The sequence below is a fragment of the Bradyrhizobium sp. ISRA442 genome (assembly GCF_038085055.1).
In the GTDB taxonomy this organism is placed as follows: domain Bacteria; phylum Pseudomonadota; class Alphaproteobacteria; order Rhizobiales; family Xanthobacteraceae; genus Bradyrhizobium.
Window position 1 is genome coordinate 56,875 of the sequence record NZ_JALGCN010000032.1, and the last position, 25,096, is coordinate 81,970.

Here is a 25,096-nt window from a genome sequence, read left to right on the forward strand (position 1 = left end):
GAAACTTGCGCACGACATTGCTCGACTACAGGAAAGCTGTTTCCGCAGGTCGAATTTGCTACCGTCGAGAGTGCTGGCCCGCAGTCAGGCGGCATCGACCAGCGATCGTGAGCGAGCTAACGCCTTAATGGCAGCACGATTGGGCTTACCCTGCTCGGTGAGCGGAATCCGATCGAGTGAAACGACGACCAGAGATGCCGCGGTCTCCTGACCGAAATGTTCAGCGACCGCTTGACGGCATGTTTCAGCCCCGATGGAGAGTCCCGTCCAGGCGCTCACGGCAGCAATGGTGACTCGTGCTTCATTGTCGATCACCACGACGGCGCAGCGCACCGACGATAGCCCGCACAAGACTTCCTGAATCAATGTCGGCGTCACCAAGATGCCATTGACCTCGGAGGCATCAGCCGCACGACCCAAGATGTGGAGATAGCCGTCCGAATCAAGCCGACCGAGATCCCCCGAGCAATACCAGCCGGCCTTGAAATTCGCCGCCTCGAGCTCGGGCCTGTTACGGTAGCCGCTGGCAATCGCCGGCGATCGGACCTCGATACTGCCGATGTCCCCGGGCTCGCCGAGCGAGCCATCCTTGAGGCGGAACCGAACCTCAACGCCCGGCAGAATGCGGCCGGCGCAGGTGAAAAGATCGGGGCGCGAGAGGTCGTGCTCGGCGGGCGTCAACATGCTTACGATACCCATTTCGCTGGCGCCATAGGTGTGCGCTATGACCGGACCAAGTCGTTCTCGTGCTCTCAAGCGCAGCGTTTGCGGTGCGGATGCGCCGATGTGGGTAAGCGTTCGGAGCGATGACAAGTTTCGGCAGCAGACGTCGGGATGATCCATCAACTCGAAGAGCTGCGGCTCGACCAGGAAGAGATCTGTAATCCGCTCCGCCTCGATCGTGGCAAGGGTATCGGCTGCCTCGAAGGCGCCTTCGAGGACGACACACCCGCCTCCAAGCAGCGTGATATCGACGAGGACTTGCGAGAGATATGCGAGATGACCGTTGACAAGCTGACGACGGTCGCTGGGGCTTGGCACGCTTACCATCGCAGTGTAGGCCGCAAAGCTGCGGCAACTGCCTTTTGGTACCCCGGTGGTGCCGCCGGAGGAAATGATGACGGCGAGGTCCTCCGGCCAAGCCATGACATCGAGCCGAGTGTCCGAAGCCGATGAGGCCAATACATCGAGCCGACCACAGGACGCAGCGCAGTCGACGCCCACCGTCGCCAGCCGCACACCGGCATTCGCGTGCCAGTAATGTATGGTCTCGGGAAACACGACGAGGAGATCCGGCGCCATCTGCTTGAGCAACGCTTGGCGCTGCTCCTCCGTGGGCGGAACGGACAGGTAAACGGCGCCTGCGCCAAGAATGTGAGCGGCATAACGAATGGCGATCGCCTCCGGGCGATTGGGCGCAAACATCGCCACCAGCTTACCGCGCGTGATCCCGACGTCATACAGGACTCGGGCGTACTGGAAGATCATGGCACGGAGTGCCTCGCCGGAGAGATCGGAGCCCTGATGGCGGACGACCGTCGACCGGCCGGCGAGTTCGAGCCGCGCGAGAAGCTTGTCCAGGTAAATTGGGGCAGGTCTGGTATTCATGTTCAGGTCCTTCAGACAAAGGGTTGCGCGAGCGAATGGACTGCGTCGAAGACGTCCACTCGATACCGCCATTTCTCTCAGAACAGTCCGGGCGCACGCTGCAGCTCGCTCATCAGCACACGCGCCCCGCTCCAGGCGATCTGGATCCCGATGCAGATGCGGATGAATGCAGCCAGGCGCATCAGGACGTTGACTCCGGACGGCCCCAGATGCCGGACCATCGGCGCGGCGAGGCGATACAAGCAATAGATCGCGAGCGCGACCGCGAGCAGGCCCACTAGCGCCGAGCCGGCAAGCAGCATCGCATTCGCGGTGAACTCGTGAGGTCGATGGCTGCCCATGGTCAGCGCGACCGAGATCGACCCGGGTCCAACGGTCAGCGGCAGTGTCAACGGGTAGAAACCGTCGCGAATGGTTTTGACGTCGCCAGCCTCAGTGACCCCGCCGTGCTTCGAACCGCTGTCGTCGTTAAGCAGCTGCCATCCCATCGCGGCGACGAGTAGCCCGCCGGCTATGCGAACCACGGGCGCCGTGATGCCAAAGAACTCCAGGATGAAAGAACCGAAGGCAACGCAGAATGCCAGCCGGCCGCGCTCTCGCTCTGTGCAGCCCGCGGTTAAACGCAGGAACAGCGGTGCGGCCCCGATCGGATTGACCACGGGAAACAGGCCCGCAAAGACCAGGAGGAAGGCATTCGCAAGGTCGTTCACGGACCCACCCTCGGCCATCGTTACCGGAAATGCTCGGGGTGCAGGTGGGTATTGCCGGAAGCCCGGAATTCTGCCTGGCACGCCGGATGCAGCTGGCTCCGGTTATGGATCAGGCAGGCTTCGATCCTGGCAACGTTCGGAATATCCGAGCTGCAGAACCTGAAAGCATCCCCCATGCAGGCGGATCGCTGCTGCGGTGTGCCCTGCGCCAGCGCCGGGCCGGCGATCGAGAGCGCCATCGCCAGCGTCAAGACGCTACCGACAATGGCCGTGGCGGATGGTCTGGATACTTTCATCTTGCCCTCCTTGGCTGAGTTATCCGCTCGTGGCGGTGTGACGCGCAGAAACCTCATCCGCGCTTCGACGGCAAATACCGTGTCGCTATGCACCTATCGCAACAGCCTATGGCTACAGGGGTTCGGAAGCGGCAGTGAAGCTGCAGTAGCGATTCTATGAATGCCTTCGGCAAGCTGCTGACTCACGGAAATTCGGCGGTCATATCGGTTGCCGATACCAGCATAGCGAACTCGTATTTGTTCTGTGTCTCCGCGAGATGCATACCGCGAGCCGTCGGATCGGCTTTCTGCCGGTCCAAATGACACCGCGTCATGCAACGATCGAAGCCGATCAGGATGTCATGGCGATACGTCAGAAGAGAGATCGAAGAGGAGATCGCAATGCTGAGGTCACATATCACGCTCGGCGCGCTTGCTGTGCTGGCGCTGGGTTCATCGCTACTGGTTACGCAGCCTGCCGAAGCAGCGGGCGGATGCGGCCCCGGGGCATGGCGCGGGCCCTGGGGCCACTGCCGCGACACTCCCTATTATGGCCGACTGCCTGACGGCGAATGGAAGTTTCGTCAAGCCAATAATGGCTGCCCTCCCGGATACTGGCGCGGGCCGTGGGGTCATTGTCGCAACACGCCGTATCACGGTCGACTGCCAAACGGCTCCTGGAAATAAATCGAGACATCTTCGCAGGATCGCTCATGGCCGGCGATTGATCGAGCCACGGCCACGCGCAATTCGACAGGTGCCGTTTTGCGCGGAATACGATCCATCAGGGGCAGAGACCTATGTCGAACTGTGCCGCGCCCCAAGGCAGCTCGTGCCGCCTTACCACGGATTCACAAGGAATACGAAAATGACAGACAGCGTTCTCGTCGTCGGCGCAGGCCCGGTGGGCCAGACGATGGCTCTCGAGCTTGCGCGATATGGTGTATCGGTCCGTATCATCGACAAGATGCCCGTGCGCAGCGACAAATCCCGGGCGGTCGCACTCTGGAGTCGCACTCTGGAGCTTCTGGACCGTACAGGTACCACCGACGATTTGCTGGCAATCGGCAACAAGGTATCGGCTGCAACCATATTGGCCGGCGGTCGGCTGATCGGGCGCGTCGATTTCGGGGACGTTCAGTCGCCTTATCCCTTCGCACTGATGGTTCCGCAGTGCGATACGGAAGCTGTCTTCGAGCGCCACCTCGAACGATTCGGCGTAAAGTCGGAGCTCGGTGTCGAACTGATCGACTTTTCCCAGGATGGCGATGGAGTCTCTGCGACGATCCGCTCGGCCGATGGACGAGAGCAGACCGAGCGTTTCGATTGGCTCATAGGCTGTGACGGCGCTCATAGCCCGATCAGACATCGGCTCGGCTTCGAGTTCGGCGGCGACACCATGGGCAATGACTGGACGCTCGGCGATTTCCACATGTCCGGATGGCCGTTCGCGCTGTCGGAGCTCGTCACTTACTGGCATGAAGATGGCGTCCTCGTATTCTTCCCGATGGGGCCCGGCCGCTATCGGCTCATCGCCAGTCTCGGACCTTCGACCGGCGAAACGCCTGCCGCACCGACGCTCCAACAGTTCCAGGCGCTGGTCGATCGGCGGGGGCCCGGCGGACTTGTACTGAAAGATTCACTTTGGACGACCGCTTTCCGCATTAATGAAAGGCAGGTTGCGAACTACCGTTCGGGCAGGATTTTCCTGGCGGGAGATTCCGCGCATGTCCACAGTCCTGCCGGCGGTCAGGGCATGAACACCGGGATGCAGGATGCTTTCAACCTCGCCTGGAAGCTGGCGCTGGTTTGTCATGGTATCTCGACGGCCCCTGCACTGCTCGACAGCTACAACGTCGAGCGCAAGGCGGTAGGCGCCGCTGTAATCCACTCGACGGGCCGGCTTACGAAGACGGCCACGCTGCACAACCACGCTGCCCGGCATCTTCGCAACTTCGTCGCCCATGTCGTCATGGGCATTGGACCGGTGCGCCAGGCGATGGCGGAGTCCATGACTGAAGTCTCGGTCGGTTATCCGCAGAGCCCGCTCAACGGACCAAGCTCAAACAACGGCCTCGCAGCCGGCGTCCGGGTGCCACCAGTCGATGGCGAGGCGCCCTACGGCTCAGGCAATTCGCCGCGCTTCAGCCTGCTGGCGGCGCCCGGTGAGGCGCAGGAGGCGGAGGAGATCGTCTCGCGCCACCCGCAACTGGTTGAGCCAATGATCCGGCCGATCACGCCGGGGGCCGGCATCCGGCTCGTGCGTCCGGACGGCTACCTCGCCGCTTCAGCCTCCCGCGAGAACTGGAGAGAAATCGCAGCGTACCTCGAACGGCTCAAGGAAGAATGCACCGGTACACACCGAACCGTATCGCCGGGACTCCTCGCACGGCCATCGCTCGCAAGGATGAAAACGGACTCGCTATAATAATGCAGTCCGGAGCGGCGTTGGAGTGCGTTGCTGCATAAAGTAGCGGACCGCCTCCCATCGAGTGACTGAGAAGACACCGCTTCTCAGCCGTAGAAAAGACTTTCATAAACGTAGCAAGCGCGGCGGCACCATCGGCGTTCAGATGTCCTATAGTCCCAGGTGCACTGCTTCTGCCGTGCCCGGAGTAATCGAATATAATGGACGAGATGCATCTGTCGTAAAGATATCGCTGGACACGGATCCAGTCGGCTATCGTTTCGCCCCGACCGTGAAAGATAAGCAAGGCCGCTGTAGGCCGACAGGAATCCTTAGCCCGAACGAGAAAACTGTCCAACTGTCGATTACCGCTGGGTATCGAGAGCCGCTCGTACGTTAGCCCGACGTCGGCCGGAGTGGCTTCCGAGCGCTTTCCGGGGTTCAGTGTATCTTTTTCGAATGCATCCCACGGGCTAGCCTGGGCGGTAGAGGCTGTGATCGCAAACACGACCACTGACAGGAAACATATGCTCGCAAACAATGCGCTGCTCAGGCCCCCTCGCCTTCTGGTACTACATTTCCCTTGAATGGCCATTGCGACACTCTCAGTTCAGCTTGAACGTGGTCGCCAGCAACGTCTTAATGGCTTCCTCCGTTGCTTGCGTGGAGGAGGATGAATAAGCAACGTGGGGACTGCGTTGTACGCAATCATCGGTACTTTTGAACGGCTGCTGCGTGTTTACATTCACAATAGTTCCGATTGGCACCTCCTTCAAAACGCAATGCGTTGCCTGCGCGTTTTTAACGACGACTGGAACGCGCGGGAGATTGGGAAAGTCAAATGCGTGCCAAGTATCCGTAAACTCGGTGATTTTGATATCCTTTCCCTGCAGCTGCGTTCGTGCAACATACGAGCGACAAGGACCACTCTCAACGTAGTCGTCGGAAGTGCCGTGAAAGATACGGATCGGATGATCACTTACGTCGCTGTCCGAAACGTAATTGATGAAGCACGACGGATAGAGTGCAATGTAAGCTGCAGGCTCAATACCCCCAACATTCCACATCCTTTGAAATCGTTTCATACTCGCATATAGTGCGACGTGCCCGCCGCGCGAAAACCCCATAACTGCGATGCGGCTTGGATCTACTCTGGGATGCGCCGCGAGCACACTCAGGCTGCGATATAAATCAAGGATCCCGTTGAGCCGGCCAAAAAGCGATTGATCATAAACCGTACTTACGATTCCGCGCGCCGCGAACGAATCCATGATGAAAGTAGAGATACCCATTCTCTCGAACGCCCTGCCCCAAACATCGGTGTTGGGTGCAAAGCCGCCGGAGCCTGCCACGAATACTACGAGCGGAAGGCGACCTTCGCCTTGAGCCACCCTGAGCGTGCCCGCAATCGTTACCGGCTCGCCAGCAGGTACTCCTTTTAGAAATTGTTCGTCCGACAAAGTCAAAGTCTGAATGGGAATCGCCTCTATGCGTGAGGCAACGTCTTTAGACAAGGATTGCGCATCGGCCGACGAAGTTAATGCCAACACGATCATAACGACAAAGCTGCCAAGTAAACGCGTCATCCCAATTGCTTCTTTCGTAGCATTACACTGCGTCGGGTTGCATTCGCTGCAACGCGCCACCGCCACAGGAAATTCCTACTCGTTTGGTAATCAATCGAACTTATCGACACCGATGGAGTGTAGATACCTAACCAGCTACCCTACGGCTCCAATGCACCTTAGCACTTCTGGCCGAAATCGTGATTTCCTATTCTGTACATCGCGAACGTCAGAATTGAACAACGACTCGGACACGCGACCATCTCGAAACATATAGCTTGAGCAGTGCATTCGTTCGATCGCCGAAGCAGATCAATTAAAGGCTGAGCGGATGGATATGGCGAAATGCTGTTGGCGCGCTTGTGATGACTATCTGGAAAGACGGATGAGTTGCTTGCCAAGATTTTCGCCACGATAGAGCTTGGCGATCGCGTCAGGGCAGCACTCAATGCCAACGTCGATGTCCTCGCGATATAGGATGCGGCCTTCTCTCACCCAGGCCGCGATCCTATCAATTGCCTCTTCATAGCGATGCTTGTAGTCAAACACGAGGAAGCCTGACATGCGTGCCCGCTTCACCAGAAGATGGCGCTCGACGCGAGGGCCAATTGGCACGGGATCCCAGCTCGCAACCGATGCGGTGCCGCAAATCACGATTCGAGCGCCCACATTCATCATTGGCAGCACGGCATCACTTATCTTACCGGCCGTGTTATCAAAGTAGACGTCGCCTCCCTGGGGGCAAGAGGCCATGAGAGCTTCAGATACTTCATCAGACTTATAATCTATGATCGCGTCGTAGCCGAACTCCTCCAAACACAATCGACTTTTCGCAGGCCCCCCAGTTATTCCAACAGTTCTACACCCCATGAGCTTGGCAATCTGGCCCACCGCCGAACCGACTGCCCCTGCGGCGGTCGACACTATTACCGTGTCTCCTGGGCGCGGCTGACCAATATCCAACAAGCCGAAATACGCCGTGACCCCGTTGATACCTAGAAGACCTAGGGCGAGAGATAAGGGCAGATCAGTCTCTTTGACTTTTCGGGAGGCAAAGACGCCGACGAAGAGCGTCTTTTTGACCAGGCGCGCGATGATGTCCTCGTCCGGTCCCCAACTCCAGAACAAGGCAGCGAGCGTGATATCGATCGCCGCAAGGGTCGCCGCGAGATATCCGACGTCGCTACCCAGCAGCCCGAAGCCGTTGTCGATATAACGTGTGAACGTTTCCAGGAACTGGTCAATGATCCCGGTACCCGTCATGGCTTGCTCGCCTCAGGTGCCACGAGGTTCGAATATCCCTGCGGGATCCGGCTTTGATCCTTCGGGGCAGCTATCGAGCTGGCTGAGTCATTGTGGCCAGGAGCTGCGGCGCCATCTTTCTTGCCAAGGAAGCGACGCCGGTTTTCGGACCAAATCTGCTGGCAATGACGATAGCCTGCCGCGTCCTCCGGATTAACGGCGCGGCAGTGTGCGAGGTCGGAGCTGGCTGCATCGGTCCTCTGCTCCGCCTTCGGTGCCGGCGGAGACTCGTCTCCGCCACGCAGCTGAATCGTGCAGGCAGCGACGGCCACCAGGCCGATTGTCGCAAGCAGCGACAGTGCCTTGAATGCCTTTACGTCGGTCATCAGTGGAACATCTGCACATTGGAGGATTGATAGCCCGGTCCTGGCGTCAGGAATCGCCTGAGCTGCTCTCGCCCCTGATCCTGGGCCGCGGCGCGCTGCGCCGCTTCGAGGCTTTGCATCCTTCCCTGCGCCGTCACAACAGCGGTGAGGTCGGCGAGTTGCTGCGCGTTCAGCGCGAGAATCTGATTTCCTGCTTGTGTTGCCTGCAGGGCGCCGCTTGCGCCTTGGCTAGACGTTACGAGCGCAGACGTCTGAGTGCGATTGGTATCGAGGTTGCTTACGATGCCCGCCTGGACGCGAAGCGCGTCTTGCGTCGCGGCATAGGAATTCTGCCAACGCGATTGAGCGTTGGAGATCAGTAACTGGTTCGACTGGCTGTTCGTAGCCGGCGCGTAGCTGGTCGAAAACGCGCGATCGATCTGCTGCACATCGTAGGCGATGCGTTGGGCCTGGGCCAGCAATTGCTGGGTGCGCTGGATCGACGATTGCAGTTGCTGCAGCGAGGAATACGGCAGGTTCGCCAGATTCTTCGCCTGATTGACCAGCATCTGCGCCTCGTTCTGCAACGAGGTAATCTGATTGTTGATTTGCTGCAGCTCCCGCGCAGCAGTCAGAACGTTCTGAGCGTAATTGTTGGGATCGAAGACGATCCACTGCGCCCGCGCTGACACCGTAACGCCAAGTACGAGCGCGACGGTGCCGGCGGCCGCCAATAGGGCAAGACGCCTCATAGCGATTGCTCCAGATTGCCGAGGTTGGGGATCAGGTCTGTGGCCCAGGCGACACCGCGGCGTTGGAGCCAGGCCGGCACGAAGCCGTCAGGCCCGTGCTCGGCGAGGAGCTGCGTGATGGCTGCCTGGTCTGTCTTGGAAGAAGCTGCGGTGAATGCGAGCGCAACTTCACCTAGGCCAAGTTCGAACATCCGATTGCCGCGACGGGACTGGCAGTAGTAGTCGCGCTTTGGCGTTGCCCGGCTCAAAAGCTCGATTTGGCGGTCGTTGAGGCCGAAACGGCGGTAGATGGCGGTGATTTGCGGTTCAATCGCCCGTTCGTTCGGCAGCAACAAGCGTGTTGGACAGCTTTCGATGATCGCCGGCGCGATCGCAGACCCATCGATGTCCGAAAGCGACTGGGTGGCGAAGATGACGGACGCGTTCTTCTTCCGAAGTGTTTTCAACCATTCGCGGAGCTGGCCGGCGAAATCCTCATCGTCGAGGGCAAGCCAACCTTCATCGACGATAAGGAGTGTAGGTCGGCCGTCGAGACGGTCTCCGATACGATGGAACAGGTACGCCAGCACAGCTGGGGCAGCGCTCGTTCCGATCAAACCCTCCGTCTCGAACGCCTGGACCGAGGCCTCGCCAAGGCGCTCGAATTCAGCATCAAGCAAGCGTCCAGAGGGACCGCCCAGGCAATAGGGTTGCAGGGCACGTTTCAGAGAGTTCGATTGGAGCAGGACTGATAGGCCCGTGAGGGTACGCTCCTGCATCGGCGCCGAAGCGAGAGACGTCAGCGCGGACCACAGATGATCCTTGACCTCCGGAGTGATCTCGACCTTTTCCCGCGCCAGGACCCCGCCGATCCATTCGGTCGCCCACCCTCGCTCGGAAGGATCATCGATCCATGCGAGCGGTTGCAGGGCGACGGGGTTTTCGTCCCCGTCAGACAACGCACCGCCGAGATCATGCCAGTCGCCACCCATGGCGAGCGCGGCCGCACGAATTGAACCACCAAAATCGAACGCAAAGACCTGAGAGTTTGGATAGCGGCGGAACTGCAACGCCATCAGAGCAAGCAACACGGATTTGCCGGCGCCAGTCGGGCCCACCACAAGAGTATGGCCGACGTCACCGACGTGGAGCGAGAATCGGAACGGCGTTGATCCCTCGGTCTTGCCGAACAACAGAGGCGGGCCTTTGAAGTGGAGGTCCCTCGCCTCGCCCGCCCACACGGCCGACATCGGAATCATATGGGCGAGGTTGAGGGTCGACACCGGCGGCTGCCGCACATTCGCATAGACATGCCCCGGGAGGCTGCCGAGCCAAGCTTCGACGGCGTTCACCGTCTCGATCATGCAGGTGAAATCGCGCCCCTGAATAACCTTCTCGACGAGACGGAGCTTTTCATCGGCGGCGTTAGGATCGCGGTCCCAGACAGTTATGGTCGCCGTGACAAAGGCTTGTCCGATTTGATCCGACCCCAGTTCCTGCAGTGCCGCGTCGGCATCAAGCGCCTTGTTGTGGGCGTCGGTATCGAGCAGCGTCGATGCCTCGTTGGTCATGACCTCCTTGAGGATGGCACCGATGGATTTTCGCTTGGCAAACCACTGCCGGCGGATCTTCGTCAGCAGCTTCGTGGCGTCGGTCTTGTCGAGCATGATTGCTCGGGTCGACCAGCGATACGAGAACGCCAGGCGATTGAGGTCATCAAGAACTCCTGGCGTCGTCGCGCCCGGAAAGCCGACAATCGTCAAAACCCGGAGGTTGGCTGAGCCCAACATCGGCTCGAGGCCGCCGGTCAGCGGCTGGTCGGCCAACAGCGCATCGACATACATCGGAATTTCTGGCACCCGAACGCGGTGACGCTTGGTCGAGATCGTCGAGTGCAGGTAGGTCAGCGTGTCCTGATCATCGAGCCAGATGCATTCCGGCATGAACCCTTCGACGAGTTGAAGCACGCGGTTTGTTTGGTCGATGAACCCGCGGAGAATCTCGCGCGCGTCGGCTCCAACGGTACGGTCGCGCCCCTCGTAAAGCAGTTGCTCTGCCCTGGCGGCCCCCTCCTCCGGTGGCAGATAGAGGAAGGTCAGGAAGTAGCTGGACTCATAATGGGCACCTGCCTCCTCGAACTGAGCTCTGCGCTCGGCGTCGACCAGCGCAGACGCGACATCCGGAAAGGTGTTCGGCGGATAAGTGCCGGCAAAATGACGCTGCGCCTCGACGAATATGGCCCAGCCTGATCCCAGCCGACGCAAGGCGTTATTCAAGCGACCCGCGACGGCGACGAGTTCAGCCGGTACTGCGCTATCGAGATCGGGTCCTCGGAACTTTGCTGTCCGTTGGAACGAGCCGTCCTTGTTCAGGATGATTCCCTCGTCGACGAGGGCTGCCCAAGGCAGGAAGTCGGCAAGACGCGCGTTGGAATGGCGGTATTCGGCAAGGTTCATCATGATAGAGAGCTCAGGTGTTGAGATGGCTGGGAATGCGCAGATGTCGGCGCACCACATCGACGAAGGCGGGATCGCGCTTGGCCGCCCAGACGGCGGCCATGTGGCCGATGAACCAGAGGACAAGACCCGCGATCCAGAGCCGCATTCCGAGTCCAAGGGCTGCCGCAAGCGTGCCGTTGACGATCGCAACCGACCGCGGCGCGCCGCCCATCAGGATCGGTTCGGTGAGCGCGCGGTGAACGGGCACGACAAAGCTTGTGACCTGATCATCCATCAGATCACCACGCCGCCACCGAAGGAGAAGAACGACAGGAAAAAGCTCGAGGCGGCAAACGCGATCGACAGACCGAACACAATCTGGATCAGTCTGCGGAAACCGCCCGACGAGTCCCCGAACGCGAGCGTGAGCCCGGTCACCACGATGATGATGACGGCAATGATCTTGGCGACTGGCCCTTCAACCGATTGCAAGATTTGATTGAGTGGCTGCTCCCACGGCATGTTCGATCCAGCCGCCCATGCTGACGGGGCTGCCACAAGCACCGCGCCGAAGGCGGCCAACGATGCACCTCGAAGAAAGCGAAATTGTCGACGCATGTCAGTCTCCTGCTGATGAAAGGGTGTAGTCGCCGGCGGCGCCAAGGCCGGTGACGAGGGCGAGCTCAGCGAGGCGACGGTCAGCGCCGCGTCCTGCAAGCACAGCGACGAGGTTGATGGTCTCGGCGATTAGAGCGCGCGGCACCGTGATCACGGCTTCCTGGATGAGCTGCTCAAGCCGCCGCAGCGCACCGAGCGCGGTGCCCGCGTGAATAGTGCCGATGCCGCCGGGATGGCCCGTAGCCCAGGCCTTGACCAGATCGAGCGCCTCGGCACCGCGAACTTCACCAATCGGAATGCGATCAGGTCGTAGGCGCAGCGAGGACCGAACAAGATCCGATAGCGTGGCCACGCCGTCTTTGGTCCGGAGCGCTACCAGATTGGGCGCTTTGCACTGAAGTTCACGCGTATCTTCGATCAGCACGACCCGATCAGCAGTCTTCGCCACCTCGGCCAGGAGCGCATTCGTCAATGTTGTCTTGCCGGTCGACGTCCCGCCGGCGACGAGGATGTTCTTCCGTGCAGCAACAGCGCTCTTCAGGACCTTGGCCTGCTCCGAGGTCATGATCTCTTTGGCGACGTAGTCGTCGAGCGTAAACACCGCGACTGCAGGCTTGCGGATAGCAAAGACTGGGGCGGCAACGACTGGGGGCAACAGACCTTCGAAGCGCTCGCCGGTCCCGGGCAGCTCTGCCGAAACCCGTGGCGCGCCGGCATGCACCTCGGCGCCTACGTGATGCGCAACCAGGCGAACGATGCGCTCGCCATCCGCAGCCGACAGAGTTTCCCCTGTGTCGATCAGACCATTCGACAACCGGTCGATCCACAGCCGCCCATCTGGGTTGAGCATCACCTCGATGATCGCTTCGTCTTCGAGGTAGCCGGCAATCGCAGAACCAAGCGCGCTGCGCAGCATTCGCGCACCGCGCGAACTCGCTTCCGATTGAATGGAATGGATTGCCACCGTTCGCCCCCACCGGATGAGGACGCCCAAAGAGCGCCTCAGATGGGGATGATTAGAAAAGGCACCGATGGACTTGGCGCAACAAGCGGCTTCAGTGATCGTAGGCTGGCGTAGAAAAAGAAAGAGTGAGAACTGATGTTTTAGGGCTACTCAGTAGTATCGTACTCGGCGAGCTACCGCTCACCACTCCGCATCGTCATCCGCGGACACGAGTATGACCGAATCCTCATACACCCCGACCGACTCGACAGCGTAGGAAGCATCAGCCGGCTTGAAGAAGAGGATGGAACTCATCCATGAGGAGAAGGATCGGCGCGAAGGCAGCACGAACCAGACCAGCGCCGCGATCTGCAGTGCTACGCTGAGGCCGAACGCGACTTGATAGGCCTGGACGGGCCTACGGCCATCATTCGCAGGCCATTGCTCCAGGATGAGGCCTGTCGCTGATTGTACCAGAAATGCCCAACCAAAGTGCAGGACGTTGAGGGCACCATTGGCACGACCGGCAAGTTCCGGAGGAAAGTAATCCGAAATCACCGCGAAGCTGACTACGGTTGCCGCTCCGACAATTGCGACAACGGACCAGGGCAAGATGGACAGTGGAGGTCCTCGCAGGATCAAGGCTAATTCGGCTGCGATAAACAGCACTGCAACCAAGGCTAATATCGTCTCTGCCCCGATTCCCCTTGATGTGATGGACCGTCATACCAAACAACCAGGCACCGGCGCTGAGCACAATCGACATCATGAAAAGCTGTCTAACGAGACTCGAGCGATCAAGCCCCTCCACGTCGGTCAGCCACGGTGATGCCCACAGTCCCTGCAGAGACCAGGCTGATCCCAACGCAAGTCGCCGACAACGGGGCCATTCGCCAAAAGCGTCGATCTCTAAAAAAAGAGCTTAGGGTCGCGGGAGTTGACGCGATCAATGGGACAATGCCTCGTTCGGGCACCACGACATAGATCAAAATGGCCGTGCCACCGGTCGCGGCCGCCAGGATCTCAAAGAGCTGACGCCAGCTCATCCAAGTGAGCAGATGTTCGAGGGGATCCGTAGCGGTTACGGCTCCCAGCGATCCCAGCATAATCATGTAGCCGTTCAGCAATGCAACTCGCTCCCTGGGGAACCAAAGGATAATGGCCTTCAGTCCTGCCGTGAGCGCCGCCGCCACACCAAGCCCGATCATTGCACGCGCGATCAAAAGTGACAGGAAGCTGGTCGATACCGCGAACAGCCCGGCGCCCGCTGCTGCGAGCAATAGCAGCACACTTTGGACGCGACGCGGACCAAATCGGTCCAACAATATGCCGACGGGAATCTGAGCCGCCGCGAAAACAAGGAAATAGACTGACGTAAGCAACCCGAGGTCGGCAGTCCCAAGGCCGGCATCCGAGCTGAGATGACTGGCGATCAAAGCGTTGATCGTTCGAAACAGATACGAAAGATAGTATCCGGCAGCAAACGGGAGAAATACGCGCGCTGTGAGAATCCATTTCCCAGAAATTTGCATGCGGACCCTCTTGCTGTCAGCTCGTGCGAGCCGATAGCGCGACCAGCCTTTTGTGCGCTTGGCTAAATTGTTGCCATGGTAGGCTGGCGTAGAAAAAGGAAGACCGATGTGATTTTTGCTCAAGCGCGAATCGATAAATTCATCAGCTCCGCTCTACCCGCACAAGGTGATAATCAACTGGACACTGATGCATGCGGGCTCGGGGGCACAAGCCGACTCGCCTTCGCTCCTATCAGGATTTCGATGATGGCTACCGCGTTGCCGTTGCTGGTGCTGCGCCAGTAAAGATCCATGACCCGCATCGCCCATCCGGTAAAAACGGGGCGCCGCACTCGACTAGATAGAGGCCGCTCAAAGTTGCAGCTCGCGCTGGCGGACCTCGTGCGGCGTCCTGAGCACCCATGTTCAAAGTGGGTATTGATGATGACTGAACTCACCGCCGTATGGCGGCAATCAGCAATGAGCGTTCTGGCGTCGTCGACGCAATCAATGAGGACGGAACGCCAAGCCTTTCGACGAACGCGTCGCTAAATTGATATGCTGCGTCGGCGATTCACGTTCGAGGTCTTATGTCTCAAGTCGATTGGTTAAGTCATCTCCTGCAAATCATCACCGTGACCGGCCAACTCGAGGTCCGCTGCGCCTACGGCGCACCATGGCGTCTTATCTGGCCGCAGGCCGCGGCCAACGAGATCCCCTACCATGTCATCGTCAAGGGCCGGGCCATTTTCGAGGACCCTGATTCTAGAACGATGCAGGAGCTTGGAAGCGGGGATGTCGTGCTGCTCCCGCACGGTTCGGCGCATGTGCTGCACGACGGCAGCGGCCAAACGCCAATCAGCACGCACCAAAGCAAGGGCTCCGCAGGATGGATGTTGAGCGAGAATGATGGATGGGGGGAGCAACTCGATCTGCTGTGCGGACGTTTTTTCGTCGCGCCACCTCACGATCGACTGGTCCGCAACTACCTGCCGGCAAATCTGGTGGTGCGGGCCATGGAAAGCCATGGAGAAGAGGACATCCCGTCGGCATCGAGTCAACTTTCCGGACTGGTCAGGCTGATGCGAATGGAGTCCGCAAGTGACAGAGCGGGAGGACGCGCCATTCTCAACGCGCTTTCTTCGGTCTTGTTCACTCTGGTTCTACGCGCCGCGAGCGAAGCCGGCAAATCCACTGAAGGCTTGTTGGCCCTTGCCGGCAATCCGAGATTGGCAGCGGCCATTGCGGCGATGTTCGCGGATCCGGCGCGACCTTGGAAACTTCCCGATCTGGCCGATCTATGCGGCATGTCACGCGCGACATTCATGCGCCACTTTCAGGACAAGTTGGGCCGCTCCGCCCTCGACCTGTTGACCGATCTTCGCATGAGCATGGCCGCCAACGAGCTCAAGAACCCAAGGATCAGTACGGAAGCTGTGGCTGAGACGGTCGGGTATCAATCCGTTTCGGCATTCCGGCGAGTGTTTGCGGAGAGGATGGGGATGACGCCGGGGGAATGGCGCCGACTGGCGCACAACGGCGATGAGTCTCGGTCGCCGTCAGAATGATCCTTTTGAGCACCAAATTGAGCCAATAGAGGCTCGAAACGATCATTCCCAGCAGTAAATTGGGCTCCGTCATCACTTGATAACGGAGCAACCCAATGAACCAGACCGCTACAACCGCTGCCGCTGCCGATCCGGAAACCTCCCGTTCACTTGGGCGGCCGCTGCCGACAAACGCCGTGATCGAAACCATTCTGAGCCGCAGTGCTGCGAAGTACTACGACCCGACGGCCGTCCTCAGCGACGATCAGATCCGCGACCTCGTGCGGATCGGCACATCAGCGCCGACATCCTTCCATCTGCAGAACTGGCGCTTCATCGCCGTGCGCTCACCCGAAGCAAAGGCACGGCTGCGGCCGATCGCCTGGAATCAGCCCGCAATCACCGAAGCAGCCGTTACCTTCGTCATCATCGGCCAATTGGCTGATGCCAGCACCGTCCCTGGCCGCCTGGCGCCCGTCGTGGAAGCCGGAATCATGCCGGCACATGTGGTGCCGGAATGGGAGGGGCCTGCGCACGGCCTGTACGACGATCATCCGCAGCGCCAGCGCGACGAAGCCGTACGCTCCGCGACCTTCGGCGCCGCAGCTATTATCTATGCGGCTCGCTCGCTAGGCCTGGGGTCGACACCGATGATCGGTTTCGATGCAGAGGCCGTGCACAGAGAGTTCGGCCTGACGGAAGACGAAATCCCGGTGATGCTGCTGACCGTCGGGCCGGAGCGGCCCGGCAACTGGCCGCAGAAGCCGCGCCTGCCCGTGGCCAACGTGCTGCACTTCGCCTAACCACCCCTGAACTCAATCATTCAAGGAGAAATACCATGGCCAGAGCTGCCGCTCTGAAGCCGGAACACGTGCCGGCTGCTTCGAAACCGACCCTCGATATGTTCACCAAGAGCATCGGGTTCACTCCAAACATGATGGCGACCTTCGCGCAAAGCCCGATCGCGTTCAACGCATGGGCCGCTCTGCTCGGCTCGTTGAGGAAGGCGCTCGACGTCAAGACGCGCGACAGCATCGGCCTTGCGGTCTCGGAGGTGAACGGTTGCAACTACTGCCTGACGGTGCACAGCTTCACCGCGGAGCACATGGCCAAGCTGCCGGCCGAGGACATCATTCTCGCCCGAAAGGGTCACGCCAGCGACCCGAAGCGGGATGCCGCCGTCCAGTTTGCACGCAAGATCATCGAGAACCGAGGCCATGTCACAGACGCCGATCTGCAAGCCGTCCGCGATGCGGGCTACGCGGATGCAAGCATCATGGAGATCGTCGCGCTCGTGGCCATGTACTCGCTGACGAACTTCTTCAACAACGTGTTCAACCCCGACAAGGACTTCCCCGCGGTGGCACCGGCCGGCTCGATCTGAGCACGGTCCTCCCAGCTCGCAGATCGGGAAGCTCGGAATCTGAAAAACACCACACACAAAAACACCACACACAAGGAGTCGAAGATGAAAGCGATTATTGCGACGGACCAGGCTGCAGGATTTGGCGGGATGAAGCTGGTGGAACGGCCCGACCCTCAACCAGCGATCAACGACGTCATCGTAGAGGTTCACGCATCGGGATTCGTTCCGACGGAATTGGAATGGCCTTCGACGTGGACCGATCGTCGCGAACGGGACAGAACTCCGTCGATCCCTGGGCATGAATTTTCCGGCATAGTCACCGCTCTTGGCTACGGCACGACGGGACTGTCGGCGGGGCAGCGCGTATTCGGCCTTGCCGACTGGTATCGCGATGGCACGCTCGCTGAATATATTGCCATCGAGGCGCGCAATCTGGCGCCATTGCCGGGTGATGTCGATTTCAAGGTGGGCGCAAGCCTGCCGATCTCTGGCCTAACCGCGTGGCAGGGACTTTTCCAGCACGGCCGTCTTCGCCCAGGCCAGAGCGTACTTGCGCATGGTGCGGCCGGCGCGGTCGGTTCTATGGTCGTTCAACTCGCACGAGAAGCTGGCGCCTATGTCATCGGAACAGGACGTGCAGCCGACCGGCAGAAAGCGCTCGATTTCGGCGCAAATGAATTCGTCGACCTGGAGAACGACGCCCTCAAAGATATCGGCGGCGTCGATCTTGCATTCGACGTCATCGGCGGCGACGTCCAGAAGCAGTCTGCAGCCCTTGTCAGAGCCGGAGGGACGCTGGTGAGTGTCGTCGGCCCGGTGCAGGCTCGGCCGCTAGACGGTTTGGCCATCGACTTCGTTGTGGAGGCCGATCGTGGTCAATTGAGTGAGATCGTCCAGAGGGTGCGGGACGGAAGACTGCGGACAAACATCGGAAAGGTCTCCTCTCTCGACGATGCTGTCGCCAACTTCAACTCGGCCCAGCGACGCCAAGGCAAGACGATTATTCACGTCCGCTCGTAAGAGCTTGGGCAGGACGAGGGGCTCAGCTCTCACAAGGTTCTCCGATCTGAGCCTCTCCGCTGTCTTGATTTAGAATCATGGAGCTCGCGCCAAGTGCAGCGCGGCTTCAATGCCTCCATCCAAAGTTTGCTGCGCTTTGGCAGCGTCGGGGATAGCCCGCGCAAACTGTAGAGTGCCCACCATGAGAGCGAAGATGGCCCTCGCCCGACGGTGGTTCGCGGCAGAATCTGCGCCGGGTAGCAGCGCCGCTAAAGTCCCAACGTAGCTTTCCAGCGCTTTCTCGTAATCTTCCCTGGTGTTCTGAGGCTGATGCGCGATTTCCGGAAGCAACGCTGCGGAGGGACACCCGTCCCCAGGGTCTTCAAGGTGAGCGTAGTTTAAGTATCTCCGGATTGAGCCTTCGAGATCGAGGCCTTTGAGCTGATCTTCCTCAAGCCGATACTGCTGGTCAGCCAGCGCTCTCGCCAGCGCCTCGCGAACAAGGATGTCCTTGGAGTCGAAGTGCGGAGAAAAGGCTCCTTTGGTTAGACCGGCCTCGCCCATAATCCCGGCAATCCCGGTGGCGGAGATGCCGTCCCGGCGCATACACTTCGATGCCACATCGATTATGTGCCGACGTGTCGCCGACTTGTGGCCTTTCTCGAAACGCATCTTCTCTCAACTCCAGAGATTTTCCGCACCCGGTCGCGTCAGATCGCAGTTGACTTGTCGCCCAGGACGCCTTCGATCTTGCGGGCAAGGACGAAAAGCGTCCCGTCGCTTCCTAAGGGGGCGTCAAGCTCGAGGCCAATCGGCAGTCCAGTGCTAGACCAGCCAACGGGAAGACTGATTCCCGGCATCCCCACGCTGCTCGCCGAGACAGTGTGGTTTGCCAAAGCGAGATAACTGACATCCTGTCCCGCGATATGCACTGTCGCCTGCTCCTCGATCAAAGGTGCCGTGCAAGGAGTGGTAGGCTGCAGAATGGCCTGCGCGCCTTGGGTGACGAACGCCTTATCGAGACGGCGCTGGATTTCCGGCCGGCTCACGTTGAGCGCCGTCCGATAGGCATCCGCTGAGATTGCCCCTGCACCGTCCGGCAGTACGATGTGAGCCCACGCCTGCCGAAGTTGGGGCTTAAGCCCTTCGTAAATGGCATCGAATGTGGTTGGAACATCGTGGCGGCGAAAGAAGTCCGAGATCGCGCCCATGGTTTCATGGGCGAAGATGCCCCACGTCGCAGTTTGGACGACGGCGTTGAAATCGGCGCCAAAGTCCACCTCGACGATTTCGGCGCCGGCGTCCCGCAGCCGCCGAACCACCTCACGGAAGCGCGCCTCGACTTCCGAGTCCACCAGATCCAGGAACTGCCGCGGCGCGAAGGCCAGTCGGACTCCTTTCAGGTCATGGCCATCTGAAATTTCGGCAGTGCGCTCGCCAGTCACGACCTGATCCAGCAGGACGCAATCCTCGACGCTTCGAGCAAATGCACCGGTCGTGTCGAGTGTGTGGGAGATTGGAGCAACGCCCTTGCGCGGCCATCGTCCGGTGGTTGGCTTGAATCCCACCACGCCACAGAACGATGCCGGGACTCGGATCGACCCAACGGTATCACCGCCCAACGACGCGGGAACGAGGCCAGCGGCCACAGATGCGGCGGAACCGCTCGAGGAGCCACCCGACACGCGGTCTCGTGCATGCGGATTCTTCACTTGGCCATAACTTGCGTTATGGCCAGTCAAGCCGTAGGACATCTCAACGAGATTGTTCTTCCCGAAGACGAAGGCCCCCGCACGCTTTATGGCATCGACAGCGTCCGCATCTTCGCGTGGCACGAAGTGAGCGAGGCTGTCGAGGCCGAGGCTCGTCGGCAACCCTTTCGTCAGATAACTGTCTTTTACTCCGAGTGGCACGCCCAGTAGCGGAGCCGCCGATCCGGCGGCACGTGCTTTATCCGCTTCCCGCGCAGCCTCCAACACGGCCGTCTCGTTCAGGGTGATGAAGGCATTAAGCCCGGCAAGCGTTCGGGCACGCCACAGAAGCGTAGCAGTGTATGCTTCCGAACTGATTTCGCCACGCCGAATAGCTGCTGCAGCGGCCGCGAGCCCCAGCGAGGAGCGATCCATGAGTTCTTCCTGAGCCATGGGGCGCGTAATGGCGGTGATGTCGTTCATAAAGACCTCGCAAGAGCGGTTTGCGGCAATCGGCTGCCGCGATATCAGCCGATACCATGACGGTCATAATATTAAATTACGATCGTACTTCAATAGAAAGGAACAGCTCCTCGGTACACATGAGCGTGAGGTCCGACGGCGCTGGACTGAATCGGCGAGCTTTGGACGCCGCTTGGGCTCACGAGCGCCGATCTCGGTCGCGATGATCGATTTCCCTTTGGACGTCGGAAACGCGACGAAAGTCTAGACTCCGCTAGATTTTTCATCCTCCGGTTCCTGCCGGCGAATATCTTCTGGAATTTCGCGCAGAAAGCTTTGCCCCTTTTGCAGACGGCGCCCAAGCGCCTCGACAAATCCTTCAAAGCGTTCCCTGCCCTTTGCCTGCCCGGCCGCCTGCGCATCGTTGGGCAACGGCGGCGTAATCGTCAGCCAGAACCGAATGAAAAGCGCCAAGGTCTCAGCCGTCAGACCAATGTCGCGCTCCAGCCTCTGCATCTGACGCGACAGCCGATCCAGGCGACGGGCGAACGCTGCCTCCCGCCTGTCCGCGCCGTCCGGTGACAGAAACGAAGCAACTGCCGCCTCCACGATCGCAGACCGGGAAAGCTTCTTGCGATCTGCGAGCTCCGAAATCTGTTTCAGAAGCTCTGGCGGGAAATACACGTTCATCCGGTCGCGCATATTGCCTCACAGCTCCATGCCGTCATTCGGGTCCATGGCGACTTGACGCGCGACACCGCGCATCTGTTGGCGTATGAGCCGGGACTGACGGACCGCATCCTCATCATCGTCAAGAACGGCCGCAAATTCTTCTGCCGGTGTCGGTTCGGTCGTCTCCTTGGCGATCGCGACGTGATCGGGGAGTTCGGGCTCACGACGGAGTCCGCTGTTCGCCGTGTCCTCCTCGGCCTCCGCAGCTTTGTCAGTTGGACCTGCCGTCGGCTTCGGTGGTCCGAGCGCTGACCATCCGTCCGTTCGCAATGATCGGCCGGCGCTCGCAGGATCAGGCGGCGGCAGAACCCGCTCGATGAACCGCCGATCCTCGTAATAGCGAACCTTCTTCGCCCGGATCGGCGCCGTCCCTGCCACCATGACGATCTCGTCTATCGGCGGAAGCTGCATGACCTCGCCCGGGGTCAAGAGCGGCCTTGCCGTCTCCTGGCGCGAGACCATCAGGTGTCCAAGCCATGGGTTCAACCTGTGCCCGGCATAGTTCTTCATCGCGCGCATCTCGGTCGCCGTTCCCAGCGCGTCGGATACCCGCTTCGCGGTCCGCTCGTCATTGGTCGCAAAGCTGACCCGGACGTGACAATTGTCGAGAATGGCGTTGTTAGGCCCATAGGCCTTCTCGATTTGGTTGAGCGATTGCGCGATGAGGAAACTCTTGATGCCGTACCCCGCCATGAAGGCGAGCGCGGACTCGAAGAAATCCAACCGACCCAGCGCCGGAAACTCGTCGAGCATCATCAGAACGCGATGCCGGCGGTGGCGGGTATGCAGATCTTCGGTCAGGCGACGACCAATCTGGTTCAGCACCAGACGGATCAACGGCTTGGTCCGAGAAATATCCGACGGTGGCACCACGAGATAAAGCGTCGTCGGGCGGCTATCTGCGATCAGATCGGCAATCCACCAGTCGCAGCGGCGGGTCACCTGGGCCACCACGGGATCGCGGTAGAGTCCGAGGAACGACATCGCAGTGGACAGGACGCCAGAACGTTCATTCTCGGATTTGTTAAGGAGTTCGCGCGCGGTCGAGGCGACCACCGGATGGGCACCCTGCTCGCCGAGGTGCGCGGTGGTCATCATCGCCTTCAGCGTCGCCTCGATCGGCCGCTTCGGGTCGGACAGGAAGGCGGCGACACCGGCCAGGGTCTTGTCCGCCTCGGCATAGAGGACGTGGAGAATGGCGCCGACGAGGAGCGAATGACTGGTCTTCTCCCAATGGTTGCGCTTGTCGAGCGAGCCTTCGGGATCGACCAGGACGTCGGCGACGTTCTGGACGTCGCGAACCTCCCATTCTCCGCGCCGGACTTCGAGCAGCGGATTGTAGGCTGAGGACTTTGGGTTGGTGGGATCGAACAACAGGACGCGGCCATGGCGCGAACGGAAGCCCGCGGTCAGTTGCCAGTTCTCGCCCTTGATGTCGTGGACGATGGCCGAGCCGGGCCAAGCCAGCAGGGACGGGACGACAAGACCGACACCCTTGCCGGAACGGGTGGGTGCAAAACACAACACGTGCTCCGGCCCGTCATGGCGGAGGTAGTCGCGGTCGAGTTTGCCGAGCACCACACCATCCGGACCGAGAAGTCCGGCTGCTCGAACCTCCCCCGCATCGGCCCAGCGCGCCGAACCATAGGTCTCGACATTCTTGGCTTCACGCGCCCGCCACACCGACATGCCGATCGCCGCCGCGATCGAAACGAAGGTTCCCGACGCCGCGATGAACGCCCCCTCAACGAAGACCTGAGGCGCATAGGCGTCGTAGACGAACCACCACCAGAAGAAGACCGGCGGGTAATAGATCTTGAAGCCCAACAGCTCGAACCAGGGCCGCCCAAGCTCCGGTTGCCAGGCGAGCCGCCAAGCGGTCCACTCGGTTGCCCCCCAGATGGCGAGCAGAACGATCAGGCCGACAACGATTATCTGTCCCCACAGGATTTTGGTTCCGGACATCCCGAACGCCCTTCCGCAACTGGTTTGTAAGATTGCTAGAGACCGAGGCCGCGCTTCCGACCAAAGCCCCATTCGATGCCACCGCCGTCCTTCACGACGCCGGCGACGTGTTGGCCGAGCCTCTTTTCGAGGTCGCGCGACCAGGGCACGAGCTGGAAGCCAAGACCGTTCTCGATCATTGCAAAACGCCCGGAGGTGAGCGTGAGCCGCTGGCGATACGTGCCCGCCACATGCTCCCCAGAGGCGGCGTTCACATGAGGCAGGCGGGTGTCGGCCGCAACCTTTGCGGCCACCTCGTCCAGTTCACGTCGGCGCAACGTGTTCAGGAGGTCGCGCTGCAAGATGATGCGTTGGCCCTGCCGCCGCGCCAGGCCCTCCCGGATCAGATGCTCGGCACGGGCTTCCATGGCATCGCGGGTCTCGCGGGCGAATCCGCCCATCGCGAGCGGCATAGGATCGCGTTCGACCAGCCTGTGGTCGAGCCAGGTGGCCCCTCTTGCAGTGACCTGCCCACCGAGATCGAGATCGGAACGGGTCGTAATCACCAGTGTCGGGCGCGGATCGTCGGTTTGACCAAAGCGTCGAACTTCGACGATCCCACCGATCGGCGGCGCGTGGTCGAAAGCCTCAAGCCCTCGGAAGCGTACATGATGGGCGCGCCCGTCTGTTCCGTCGATCAGGGCGTAGGCCTCGCCGGTCAGTTCGTCATGCAATCCACGGTCGATCATTCGCCCGATAATCTGGGACGTCGGCTGTCCACCTTCGATGACGAAGTCGGCAACGCCGCGCGCTTCCCCACGCTCGGCAAAGGCGCGGTGCATGGTCTTGATGATATCGCCACGCATACCGAGGTCGCGCAAGCTGCGCTCGGCCTCGAGCCCTACCATCCATTCCCCTGGTGCGGCGGATGCGGCAAGGCCCATCTTCTCCAGGTGTTGAAGGCGACCGACCATCAGGCGCCGGATCTCGGGATCGGACTGGCCGGGACTCTCCGGGCGAAGATCGATAGCGCCGGTCTCATCGGCTGCCAGCCGGATCTCCCGATCGAGCCGCGTCCATCGTTCCGCGGTGACTTCCTTCTCCAGCGAATTGCGGATCGCGTGCTCCGGCTTAGGACCCAGTTCGATGGCGACCAGTTCCTCGGCGCGGGAGCGAAGGCCTTGGCTGATGTAGTCGCGGGAGATCACGAGATCCGCCCCCTCCTCATCTACTCCCCGAACGAGGAGATGGACGTGTGGGTTGTCTGTATTCCAATGATCGACAGCCACCCAATCGAGCCGCGTGCCGAGATCAGTCTCCACCTGCCTGGCGAGATCGCGGGTGAAGGCCTTCAGGTCTGTCATGTCGCCGGCATCCTCGGGCGAGACGATGAACCTGAAATGATGCCGATCGTCCTTGCACCGCTTTGCAAAAGCCGCGCCATCGGCGCGGTCGTCGCCGGCATCGAACATCTCGGCGCGCTCGCCGCTCCGGGTCACGCCGTCGCGCTTCAGATATGAGAGGTGGGCGGTCAGCGGCGCGGAACGAAAGGCTCGCCCTTTGTGACGAACCACGCGCGCCTTCACCACAACGCGCCGCGTCGGGCTGAACAACCTGGCGCGGCTAAAGGCGAGCCGGCCGCGGCCAAACGTCGAACGTCCATAGGCCGCAGAACGCCTGACTGCTGCGGTCTGACCCGAGGTGTGTCCTGCCTTCTTCGCCGCCCGCAGCACCTGGTTGATGAAGCTCTTTTGCTTCGGCGCGCGGGTGCTGCGAATGCGCCCAGGCCGAATACGCAGGTCGCTGTCGCCCACGCTCACGGCAGCGCCTCCCAACGATCAAAAGCACGCACGGTGCCGAAAACGCCTTTGATTGCATTCGTAAGAATGCAAGGCGCGGCACGCGCCCCGACCGACCGGCACGGCAGAACCCAAGCCATGCT

At 60.5% G+C, this 25,096-nt stretch carries 23 protein-coding genes and 1 pseudogene; 6 read left to right on the forward strand and 18 right to left on the reverse strand.

Features of this window, described 5'->3' with window-relative positions:
* Positions 1-84: 84 nt before the first annotated feature.
* Genes MTR72_RS37255 through MTR72_RS37265 form a run of 3 tightly spaced genes read right to left on the reverse strand, consistent with a single transcriptional unit; the run spans position 85 to position 2,671 of the window.
* Positions 85-1,680, reverse strand: a complete 1,596-nt coding sequence (locus MTR72_RS37255) for a class I adenylate-forming enzyme family protein (protein ID WP_341512083.1) — start codon at positions 1,678-1,680, stop codon at positions 85-87.
* Positions 1,681-1,685: 5 nt separating this feature from the next.
* Positions 1,686-2,318 (reverse strand): MarC family protein, encoded by a 633-nt coding sequence (locus MTR72_RS37260; protein WP_341512084.1) that lies wholly within the window; start codon positions 2,316-2,318, stop codon positions 1,686-1,688.
* 20 nt (positions 2,319-2,338) lie between these two features.
* The gene (locus tag MTR72_RS37265) at positions 2,339-2,671 is read right to left on the reverse strand and encodes a hypothetical protein (RefSeq protein WP_280969697.1); all 333 of its coding nucleotides are present in this window, start codon (positions 2,669-2,671) and stop codon (positions 2,339-2,341) included.
* Positions 2,672-2,995: 324 nt separating this feature from the next.
* On the opposite strand from MTR72_RS37265, the gene MTR72_RS40630 reads away from it, so the two are divergent.
* Both MTR72_RS40630 and MTR72_RS37270 read left to right on the forward strand, forming a co-directional pair.
* Entirely contained in the window at positions 2,996-3,280 is a 285-nt protein-coding gene (locus MTR72_RS40630; RefSeq protein WP_280969696.1) for a GCG_CRPN prefix-to-repeats domain-containing protein, read from the forward strand.
* Between the two features lie 181 nt (positions 3,281-3,461).
* Positions 3,462-5,021: an FAD-dependent monooxygenase gene (locus MTR72_RS37270; RefSeq protein ID WP_341512095.1), complete on the forward strand. Its 1,560-nt coding sequence runs from the start codon at positions 3,462-3,464 to the stop codon at positions 5,019-5,021.
* Here MTR72_RS37270 and MTR72_RS40635 read toward each other — a convergent pair.
* The 10 genes and pseudogenes from MTR72_RS40635 to MTR72_RS37315 form a co-directional block, all read right to left on the reverse strand.
* Positions 4,930-5,595 carry an alpha/beta fold hydrolase gene (locus MTR72_RS40635; protein ID WP_445819679.1) on the reverse strand — a complete coding sequence of 222 codons (666 nt, stop codon included), beginning with the start codon at positions 5,593-5,595 and terminating at the stop codon, positions 4,930-4,932. The two genes, MTR72_RS37270 and MTR72_RS40635, sit on opposite strands and share 92 nt — an antisense overlap.
* A gap of 10 nt (positions 5,596-5,605) precedes the next feature.
* Complete coding sequence (locus tag MTR72_RS37275) at positions 5,606-6,586, reverse strand: dienelactone hydrolase family protein (protein ID WP_341512085.1); 981 nt, start codon at positions 6,584-6,586, stop codon at positions 5,606-5,608.
* A gap of 348 nt (positions 6,587-6,934) precedes the next feature.
* Entirely contained in the window at positions 6,935-7,828 is an 894-nt protein-coding gene (locus MTR72_RS37280; RefSeq protein ID WP_341512086.1) for a zinc-binding dehydrogenase, read from the reverse strand.
* A complete protein-coding gene (trbK-alt, locus tag MTR72_RS37285; RefSeq protein WP_341512087.1) occupies positions 7,825-8,193 on the reverse strand; it encodes a putative entry exclusion protein TrbK-alt in 369 nt (122 codons plus the stop codon). Before trbK-alt ends, MTR72_RS37280 begins: the two co-directional genes overlap by 4 nt.
* On the reverse strand, positions 8,193-8,924 hold the full coding sequence (gene trbJ / locus MTR72_RS37290) for a P-type conjugative transfer protein TrbJ (protein ID WP_341512088.1): 732 nt from the start codon (positions 8,922-8,924) through the stop codon (positions 8,193-8,195). Before trbJ ends, trbK-alt begins: the two co-directional genes overlap by 1 nt.
* Complete coding sequence (gene trbE / locus MTR72_RS37295) at positions 8,921-11,362, reverse strand: conjugal transfer protein TrbE (protein ID WP_341512089.1); 2,442 nt, start codon at positions 11,360-11,362, stop codon at positions 8,921-8,923. The genes trbJ and trbE overlap by 4 nt, the downstream gene beginning before the upstream one ends.
* A 10-nt stretch (positions 11,363-11,372) precedes the next feature.
* Positions 11,373-11,636 (reverse strand): VirB3 family type IV secretion system protein, encoded by a 264-nt coding sequence (locus tag MTR72_RS37300; RefSeq protein WP_341512090.1) that lies wholly within the window; start codon positions 11,634-11,636, stop codon positions 11,373-11,375.
* Positions 11,636-11,959 carry a TrbC/VirB2 family protein gene (locus MTR72_RS37305; RefSeq protein ID WP_341512091.1) on the reverse strand — a complete coding sequence of 108 codons (324 nt, stop codon included), beginning with the start codon at positions 11,957-11,959 and terminating at the stop codon, positions 11,636-11,638. Before MTR72_RS37305 ends, MTR72_RS37300 begins: the two co-directional genes overlap by 1 nt.
* Position 11,960: 1 nt before the next feature.
* Positions 11,961-12,875, reverse strand: coding sequence for a P-type conjugative transfer ATPase TrbB (trbB, locus tag MTR72_RS37310; RefSeq protein WP_280969667.1), 915 nt, complete (start codon positions 12,873-12,875; stop codon positions 11,961-11,963).
* Between the two features lie 228 nt (positions 12,876-13,103).
* Positions 13,104-14,434, reverse strand: a pseudogene (locus MTR72_RS37315) (MFS transporter).
* Positions 14,435-15,003: 569 nt separating this feature from the next.
* Between MTR72_RS37315 and MTR72_RS37320 the strand changes: the two are divergent.
* The 4 genes from MTR72_RS37320 (at position 15,004) to MTR72_RS37335 (ending at position 18,346) form a co-directional block, all read left to right on the forward strand.
* A complete protein-coding gene (locus MTR72_RS37320) occupies positions 15,004-15,981 on the forward strand; it encodes an AraC family transcriptional regulator (protein WP_280969666.1) in 978 nt (325 codons plus the stop codon).
* Between the two features lie 95 nt (positions 15,982-16,076).
* Complete coding sequence (locus MTR72_RS37325; protein WP_280969665.1) at positions 16,077-16,763, forward strand: nitroreductase family protein; 687 nt, start codon at positions 16,077-16,079, stop codon at positions 16,761-16,763.
* A 35-nt stretch (positions 16,764-16,798) separates the two neighbouring features.
* Positions 16,799-17,344 carry a carboxymuconolactone decarboxylase family protein gene (locus tag MTR72_RS37330; protein ID WP_280969664.1) on the forward strand — a complete coding sequence of 182 codons (546 nt, stop codon included), beginning with the start codon at positions 16,799-16,801 and terminating at the stop codon, positions 17,342-17,344.
* 84 nt (positions 17,345-17,428) lie between these two features.
* A complete protein-coding gene (locus MTR72_RS37335) occupies positions 17,429-18,346 on the forward strand; it encodes an NADP-dependent oxidoreductase (RefSeq protein WP_280969663.1) in 918 nt (305 codons plus the stop codon).
* Positions 18,347-18,421: 75 nt separating this feature from the next.
* On the opposite strand, the gene MTR72_RS37340 is transcribed toward MTR72_RS37335, so the two are convergent.
* The 5 genes from MTR72_RS37340 to MTR72_RS37360 form a co-directional block, all read right to left on the reverse strand.
* On the reverse strand, positions 18,422-18,997 hold the full coding sequence (locus MTR72_RS37340) for a TetR/AcrR family transcriptional regulator (RefSeq protein ID WP_280969662.1): 576 nt from the start codon (positions 18,995-18,997) through the stop codon (positions 18,422-18,424).
* Positions 18,998-19,035: 38 nt separating this feature from the next.
* Positions 19,036-20,499 (reverse strand): amidase family protein, encoded by a 1,464-nt coding sequence (locus MTR72_RS37345; RefSeq protein ID WP_341512092.1) that lies wholly within the window; start codon positions 20,497-20,499, stop codon positions 19,036-19,038.
* A gap of 243 nt (positions 20,500-20,742) precedes the next feature.
* Positions 20,743-21,180 carry a ribbon-helix-helix domain-containing protein gene (locus MTR72_RS37350; protein ID WP_280969660.1) on the reverse strand — a complete coding sequence of 146 codons (438 nt, stop codon included), beginning with the start codon at positions 21,178-21,180 and terminating at the stop codon, positions 20,743-20,745.
* 6 nt (positions 21,181-21,186) lie between these two features.
* Positions 21,187-23,175, reverse strand: a complete 1,989-nt coding sequence (locus tag MTR72_RS37355) for a conjugal transfer protein TraG (protein ID WP_341512093.1) — start codon at positions 23,173-23,175, stop codon at positions 21,187-21,189.
* Between the two features lie 35 nt (positions 23,176-23,210).
* Positions 23,211-24,974, reverse strand: coding sequence for a relaxase/mobilization nuclease domain-containing protein (locus MTR72_RS37360; RefSeq protein WP_280969658.1), 1,764 nt, complete (start codon positions 24,972-24,974; stop codon positions 23,211-23,213).
* Between the last annotated feature and the right edge of the window lie 122 nt (positions 24,975-25,096).

Bases quoted from the DNA above. Each gene is read 5' to 3' on its own strand.
- MTR72_RS37255 (WP_341512083.1), bottom strand. From the start codon at position 1,680: ATGGCGGTATCGAGTGGACGTCTTCGACGCAGTCCATTCGCTCGCGCA.
- MTR72_RS37265 (WP_280969697.1), bottom strand. From the start codon at position 2,671: ATGAGGTTTCTGCGCGTCACACCGCCACGAGCGGATAACTCAGCCAAG.
- MTR72_RS40630 (WP_280969696.1), top strand. From the start codon at position 2,996: ATGCTGAGGTCACATATCACGCTCGGCGCGCTTGCTGTGCTGGCGCTG.
- MTR72_RS37270 (WP_341512095.1), top strand. From the start codon at position 3,462: ATGACAGACAGCGTTCTCGTCGTCGGCGCAGGCCCGGTGGGCCAGACG.
- MTR72_RS40635 (WP_445819679.1), bottom strand. From the start codon at position 5,595: ATGGCCATTCAAGGGAAATGTAGTACCAGAAGGCGAGGGGGCCTGAGC.
- MTR72_RS37275 (WP_341512085.1), bottom strand. From the start codon at position 6,586: ATGACGCGTTTACTTGGCAGCTTTGTCGTTATGATCGTGTTGGCATTA.
- MTR72_RS37280 (WP_341512086.1), bottom strand. From the start codon at position 7,828: ATGACGGGTACCGGGATCATTGACCAGTTCCTGGAAACGTTCACACGT.
- trbK-alt (WP_341512087.1), bottom strand. From the start codon at position 8,193: ATGACCGACGTAAAGGCATTCAAGGCACTGTCGCTGCTTGCGACAATC.
- trbJ (WP_341512088.1), bottom strand. From the start codon at position 8,924: ATGAGGCGTCTTGCCCTATTGGCGGCCGCCGGCACCGTCGCGCTCGTA.
- trbE (WP_341512089.1), bottom strand. From the start codon at position 11,362: ATGATGAACCTTGCCGAATACCGCCATTCCAACGCGCGTCTTGCCGAC.
- MTR72_RS37300 (WP_341512090.1), bottom strand. From the start codon at position 11,636: ATGGATGATCAGGTCACAAGCTTTGTCGTGCCCGTTCACCGCGCGCTC.
- MTR72_RS37305 (WP_341512091.1), bottom strand. From the start codon at position 11,959: ATGCGTCGACAATTTCGCTTTCTTCGAGGTGCATCGTTGGCCGCCTTC.
- trbB (WP_280969667.1), bottom strand. From the start codon at position 12,875: ATGCTGCGCAGCGCGCTTGGTTCTGCGATTGCCGGCTACCTCGAAGAC.
- MTR72_RS37320 (WP_280969666.1), top strand. From the start codon at position 15,004: ATGTCTCAAGTCGATTGGTTAAGTCATCTCCTGCAAATCATCACCGTG.
- MTR72_RS37325 (WP_280969665.1), top strand. From the start codon at position 16,077: ATGAACCAGACCGCTACAACCGCTGCCGCTGCCGATCCGGAAACCTCC.
- MTR72_RS37330 (WP_280969664.1), top strand. From the start codon at position 16,799: ATGGCCAGAGCTGCCGCTCTGAAGCCGGAACACGTGCCGGCTGCTTCG.
- MTR72_RS37335 (WP_280969663.1), top strand. From the start codon at position 17,429: ATGAAAGCGATTATTGCGACGGACCAGGCTGCAGGATTTGGCGGGATG.
- MTR72_RS37340 (WP_280969662.1), bottom strand. From the start codon at position 18,997: ATGCGTTTCGAGAAAGGCCACAAGTCGGCGACACGTCGGCACATAATC.
- MTR72_RS37345 (WP_341512092.1), bottom strand. From the start codon at position 20,499: ATGAACGACATCACCGCCATTACGCGCCCCATGGCTCAGGAAGAACTC.
- MTR72_RS37350 (WP_280969660.1), bottom strand. From the start codon at position 21,180: ATGCGCGACCGGATGAACGTGTATTTCCCGCCAGAGCTTCTGAAACAG.
- MTR72_RS37355 (WP_341512093.1), bottom strand. From the start codon at position 23,175: ATGTCCGGAACCAAAATCCTGTGGGGACAGATAATCGTTGTCGGCCTG.